We start from the raw sequence: 5,873 nt of genomic DNA, 5'->3' as shown, positions 1-5,873 counted from the left end.
CTTACTATGCAAGAAATCGCTGAAACCCTTACAGGGCAAGAGTTTTTGTTAAACTGTATAAAAAGTTAGCTCAAATCGCGAAATTCCTTTCCAGATATAGGCTACAAGCATTTACCCTACACACCAAGGTCGGAAGAGCCGTTATATATGGAAGGATATTATCGAAAATATGGTCAGATATCAATTATTAACTTAGGCAATGATATCGATCGAGATCCAAATAAATATTTGGGAATGCGTCTGGGTTTCCCAGCCTCAAATAATGAATATGAAAAAATACCTTTATTTGATGAAAAAACCATACAAAAATGGTTGAATGGCATGGAATATCATCAAGACACGGACAAAAGGCTTTTTGTGAAAAAAATAGAAAAAGTATTGGGAAAAGATATAGCTAAGCGATTTTTTGTTTCACAATTATTCGGAAAAATTATTGCAATATCCATTTTGAAAGACTGGATTTATTATGTTATTTCTGAGTGAATTGTTGCTCGGGAAATACAAGTCTAGTTTTAAATTTAAATTTTAGTGAGATATCATGCCATCTAACGTCGTTTCTCGAGAATCGTTTCAGAAATCGGTTTTCTTTCAACCTGAATCAACGATCTGTCGTATAGCTGACGATCGCTTAAGTGTAATTCGTGTCACGATCGCACTTCCCAATAAGAATTAAAAACTCATTCAGAAGAATCGGCGACAAATTCTTTGACGCCTTCATGATAATCTAAATCAGAAATAGTAATATCTCGCGTTGCCTCTTCCAAACCCAACAGACGCCAAAACGAATGTTTGTCTTGTAACGCCTCCGCCTTGCCATAAATCGCTTCAGCTAACCGATAAACTTGCTGAGATTCCAAGTTGCGATCGACCACGATAAAGGAAAATGTCGAAAACGTCGGAACGGCTTCAGATTGCCAAGGATAAGTCTTCGCCGGAATCGTCGTCGGTTGGTAAATTCCCTCCAATCCTTCGAGGCGCGATCGCTCCGACAACGCCAACAACCGAATCTCTTCCCCCGCTTCCGCCGAAAGTTCCATCAGCAACGGCGACCCCAACGCAGAGGTAAAAAACGCGGCGTCCAACTCCCCTGCCAAAACGCCCTCGACAGCCGTTTCGATATCCAAGCGTTGCAAGTTCGGTTCGGTTTCGGGATCGAGACCGTATAGGGTATAAAACACGAACGCCGTCACGAACGTTCCCGAATTCGGCGGACCGATCGCCACTCGTTTCCCCGCCAGATCCGCCGCTTCCTCGATTCCAGAATCCCGACGAACCATTAAATGCAGTACCTCGTTACTCACGGGAGCAAACAGTTGCGTATTGTCTAAAGACTCCCGTTGCGCGTCGTCGCCGAACTGTTCCAAATAGAGGCGGGTGTCTAACTGGGAAAACCCCAAATCCGCCTCTCCCGTTCCCACCGCTTCGAGGTTGGCGATCGATCCAGTGGTTTCGCGAATCTCGAACGCGTACCCTCTCTCTCGTAACAGGTCTCGGAGGTCGATCGCCGCTTGATAGTAATTACCCTTTGTATCCCCGGCCGCGATCGCGATCGTTTCCGTCGGCGTTATCGTCTCGGGAGGAGACGCCGACTCGCACCCCACTAACCCCAATGTCGCCGAAACTGCGATCGCCGCCGCCACAACCCCTTTCATCCCCACCTTCGTTTCCTCCGCACGCGCTCCGTGTTCTTCGTGCCTCTGTGGTGTTTTCCCAGTGTTTTTCGCTCAAAATTAATGTAAAAAGGGGAACGGTCGAACCGTTCCCCTCATGTAATTACTCGATCGTAATCGACTGCGGGCCGCTGCTGCTACCGTTATTGTCGTCTCCGTTAGAATCCGACGAAGACGAATCAGACGACACCATCGTATCGCCGAGCCAGCTTTTTACTGGCTCCTCAGATAAATCGAGGCGCAGGACACCCGAGACGAAACCGCCGAGAAAGGCGATCGGTTCGGATGCGAGTTCTTTGACAAAGGGTTGAAGTTCGTCGAAAAACATAGGTTTTCCGTTTCGGCGTTTGAGTTAGGGTTTGCTTCGGGAACGATCGAATCCTAACGCGGAACGCCTCGTCTGTGCCATTAACTAGAAACGGAATGGGGCGATCGTTGTATCCTGAATTAATGGAGAGTTGCAAACAGATCCCTAAAACGTTGCACCTCCACTCAGTCACGTTCTGCCAACCCCTGCATTCATGTTTGACGCACTCGCCGATCGCTTAGAAGAAGCCTGGAAAAAACTTCGAGGTCAAGACAAGATCTCGGAATCGAACATTCAAGACGCCCTCAAAGAGGTTCGTCGCGCCCTCCTCAACGCCGACGTCAACCTACAAGTGGTCAAAGACTTCATCCGCGAAGTCGAAACTAAAGCAATGGGTGCCGAAGTCATCTCTGGCGTGCGCCCCGACCAGCAATTTATCAAAATCGTCAACGACGAACTGGTGTCGGTAATGGGGGAAAGCAACGTTCCCCTCGCCCACGCAGACACCGCCCCCACCATCGTCCTCATGGCGGGGTTGCAGGGAACGGGTAAAACCACCGCCTCGGCCAAACTCGCTCTGCACCTGCGGAAACAGAATCGATCGAGCCTTCTGGTGGCCACAGACGTCTATCGCCCCGCCGCGATCGACCAGTTAAAAACCCTCGGCCAACAAATCGACGTTCCCGTGTTCGAGATGGGAACCGATACCGACCCCGTAGAAATCGCCCGTCTGGGGGTCGAAAAAGCCAAAGAAGAAAATATCGATACCGTCATCGTCGATACCGCCGGACGCCTGCAAATCGATCGCGACATGATGGCGGAATTGGCGAAAATCAAAGAAACCATTCAGCCTCACGATACGCTGCTGGTGGTAGACGCCATGACGGGTCAAGAAGCCGCCACCCTGACGCTCACCTTCCACGAAGAAATCGGTATTAGCGGGGCGATCCTCACTAAACTCGACGGTGACACCCGAGGCGGTGCGGCTCTCTCAGTGCGGCGAATTTCCGGTGCGCCGATTAAATTCGTGGGGATGGGGGAAAAGGTCGAAGCCTTACAGCCGTTTTACCCCGATCGCATGGCGTCGCGCATCTTGGGAATGGGAGACGTTCTCACCCTCGTCGAAAAAGCCGCTGAAGAGGTGGATTTGGCCGACGCCGAGAAAATGCAGGAGAAAATCCTTTCGGCCAAGTTCGACTTTTCGGACTTCCTCAAGCAAACTCGCTTGATGAAAAATATGGGGTCTCTGGCGGGGGTCATGAAGCTGATTCCCGGAATGGGAAACAAGCTTTCTGATGAAGACCTGCAAAAAGGGGAAACGCAACTCAAACGCGCCGAATCGATGATTAATTCGATGACGGCTGAGGAACGCAGCAATCCCGATCTCTTGGCCAGTTCCCCCAGTCGTCGCCGCCGCATCGCCACAGGTGCGGGATACGAAGAAACGGACGTGCGCCAACTCGTCAGCGACTTCCAAAAAATGCGATCGCTCATGCAGCAGATGGGACAAGGTTTCCCCGGAATGGGCGGAATGGGCGGAATGGGCGGAATGAACCCCTTCGGCGGAATGTTCGGCGGCGGTGGCGGCCAACCTCGCCCCGGTTTTCGCGGCTATCCCAGCCCCGGCGGGAAGAAGAAGAAAAAACAGAAGAAGAAAAAAGGATTTGGGGATTTGTAAACCCGACAAGGTTTTGAATTTCAGCCAAACGAGATCGGTTTTTGGAGGGGGAGAGGGGGAGCAAGGGAGAGGGGGAGCAAGGGAGAGGGGGAGACAGTTCGTCGCACGGAATTCTCGCCTGTGTATTGGTGATGTGAAGAGTTGGGTGAAATATCGATGAAAGCAGTAGTGATGACAGCGGCGGGTGCGCCCGAGGTTCTACAACTTCAAGATGTGCCGAAACCGGAACTGCGATCGCCGACAGACGTTTTAGTCCATCTGAAAGCGGCTGGGGTCAACCCCATCGATACGAAAGTTCGTCAGCGGGGGACGTTTTACCCCGACTTGTCCCCTGCAATTCTCGGTTGTGACGGGGCGGGAATTGTCGAAGCCACGGGGTCAAAAGCCGAACGCTTCCATGTCGGCGACGAGGTATATTTTTGTAACGGTGGCTTGGGCGGCCCTCGCGGCAATTACGCCGAATACGCTGTTGTCGAACAGCACTGTCTGGCATTGAAACCGCAAACCCTCAGTTTCGAGGAAGCCGCCGCCGCCCCCCTCGTCCTGATTACCGCCTGGGAAGCCCTCTACGATCGCGCCCGCATCCAAGCCGGACAAACGGTTTTGGTTCACGCTGGGGCGGGAGGTGTCGGCCACGTGGCGGTTCAGTTGGCCAAACTCCAAGGGACTCGCGTTTTGACGACAATTGGCGATACACAAAAAGCGAATTTCGTCAAGCAGTTGGGTGCAGATTTGCCAATTTTGTACAAAGAGCGAGATTTCGTCGAAGCGGCGATCGAAGCCACCAACGGCGAAGGGGTAGACGTGGCCTTCGACACGGTGGGTAAAGACACCTTTTATAAAAGCTGCGAAGCGGTGAAGGTCTACGGCGACATCGTGACGCTGCTGCAACCGAGCGACGACGGAAATTTAAAAACCGCCCGCCAACGCAACCTTCGCATCGGTTTAGAGTTGATGCTAACGCCGATGTTGATGGATTTAAAAGACGAACGAGCCGAACAAGCGAAAATTTTACAGCAGTGCGCCCGGCTCATCGATCGCGGCCAGTTGAAAATTCAGCTAACCCGAACCTATCCCCTCGCCGAAGCCGCCGCCGCCCACGCTGCGATCGAAGCCGGTTCCACCACCGGAAAAATCGCCCTCCTCATCGGGTGATGACGAGATGAGGTGAAGTTCTCCCCGGCTCCCCCTCTCCCCCTCTCCCTTGCCCCCTTGCCGTGTTATCGTAAGGGAACAAGATCGACCCCTTTTGCCGGGTTTGCGTTTCGACGATACGACCCGAGATTTACCGAAGATATGACTCAGCTCCCCCATAAAAACGGGCGTTTTTCCACCACGATCTCGATCGTGACCGATGAGGTGGGACGCTCGCTGCCCTGTTACGTCGAACATCAATTCGATGTCCGAGGGCAAAATTACGCCGTTTTACTGCCCGTCAATACGCCGGTCGATATCGTGGCGTGGTATGGCGAAGATGAAGACGAAGAAGAAGCCGTTCTCGTTTCAGAGGAAGAACTCGACGAAATTTTCGAGACGGCAAAAGCCGTTCTCGCCGAACACGACTTACTCTTACAGCGAACGGCACTCACGCTCACCCTAGTTGGCGAACTGCCCGAACTCGACGAACTCGAGGACGAGTTAGATGAAGAAGGCGACGACGATCCCGACGCCGAAGAACTCATGTGGCTGGCCAATTTCTACCACAAAGAACAGGAATATTCGATTTACGTTCCCCTCGACCCGATGTTAGTGTTGGTGCGACTCGACGAGTCGTCTCAGCCACAACTGCTGACGCAAGAAGAGTTTGCCAAAATCGAGCCAATTCTGCCTTCTCTAGAAAGCCGGATTGCCGAACGCCTTTTTGAAGGACTCGATTGAGTCAGATTCTATCCAGATTCTTCGCAGTACTCCAGCCATAGCTGAAAGCTTGGATGGTGGTGTAGCGAAGCGCGACCGAGGGGAGTAACCTACAAAAGATTTGCTACAGTTTAGATATGCTAAACATGACGTGGGAATTTAAGCTAGAGCCAACGGCGGAGAAGGTTTCAGAGATCGAACGCATTCTTGATGTGTGCCGCCATGTCTGGAATTTTGCTCTGTGGGAACGTAAAGACTGGCTAAATTCCCGCAAGTCGCCCGTGAATGCGTGCTCGATTCGGCAGGAATTTATCTTGCCAGCAGATGCACCCTTCCCGAACTACCACGTTCAGGCTAAGCG

7 protein-coding genes are annotated in these 5,873 nt (G+C 51.9%); 5 read left to right on the top strand and 2 right to left on the bottom strand.

The window, feature by feature from the left end; genetic code table 11:
* Positions 1-147 precede the first annotated feature (147 nt).
* Positions 148-483 carry a hypothetical protein gene (locus POG22_RS12325; protein WP_498905539.1) on the top strand — a complete coding sequence of 112 codons (336 nt, stop codon included), beginning with the start codon at positions 148-150 and terminating at the stop codon, positions 481-483.
* Positions 484-677: 194 nt separating this feature from the next.
* On the opposite strand, the gene POG22_RS12320 is transcribed toward POG22_RS12325, so the two are convergent.
* Positions 678-1,652: a TAXI family TRAP transporter solute-binding subunit gene (locus tag POG22_RS12320; RefSeq protein ID WP_498905541.1), complete on the bottom strand. Its 975-nt coding sequence runs from the start codon at positions 1,650-1,652 to the stop codon at positions 678-680.
* 121 nt (positions 1,653-1,773) lie between these two features.
* The gene (locus tag POG22_RS12315) at positions 1,774-1,998 is read right to left on the bottom strand and encodes a ssl0294 family protein (protein WP_498905537.1); all 225 of its coding nucleotides are present in this window, start codon (positions 1,996-1,998) and stop codon (positions 1,774-1,776) included.
* Between the two features lie 193 nt (positions 1,999-2,191).
* Here POG22_RS12315 and ffh point away from each other — a divergent pair, with 193 nt between their 5' ends.
* From ffh to POG22_RS12295, 4 genes are all read left to right on the top strand, one after another.
* Positions 2,192-3,655, top strand: a complete 1,464-nt coding sequence (gene ffh / locus POG22_RS12310; RefSeq protein WP_498905535.1) for a signal recognition particle protein — start codon at positions 2,192-2,194, stop codon at positions 3,653-3,655.
* A gap of 156 nt (positions 3,656-3,811) precedes the next feature.
* A complete protein-coding gene (locus tag POG22_RS12305; protein WP_498905533.1) occupies positions 3,812-4,810 on the top strand; it encodes a zinc-dependent alcohol dehydrogenase family protein in 999 nt (332 codons plus the stop codon).
* Between the two features lie 141 nt (positions 4,811-4,951).
* Positions 4,952-5,533, top strand: coding sequence for a DUF3727 domain-containing protein (locus POG22_RS12300; RefSeq protein ID WP_498905532.1), 582 nt, complete (start codon positions 4,952-4,954; stop codon positions 5,531-5,533).
* A gap of 116 nt (positions 5,534-5,649) precedes the next feature.
* Positions 5,650-5,873, top strand: a 224-nt coding sequence (locus POG22_RS12295) for a helix-turn-helix domain-containing protein (protein WP_498905530.1), incomplete at its 3' end; no start/stop codon positions are given.

Origin of the sequence: Geitlerinema sp. CS-897, assembly GCF_028368005.1 — a bacterium.
Taxonomy (GTDB): Bacteria; Cyanobacteriota; Cyanobacteriia; order Cyanobacteriales; family Geitlerinemataceae; genus Baaleninema; species Baaleninema simplex.
The sequence above is the reverse complement of the archived record's forward strand: the minus strand, read 5'-3'. Positions and strand labels throughout refer to the sequence as shown.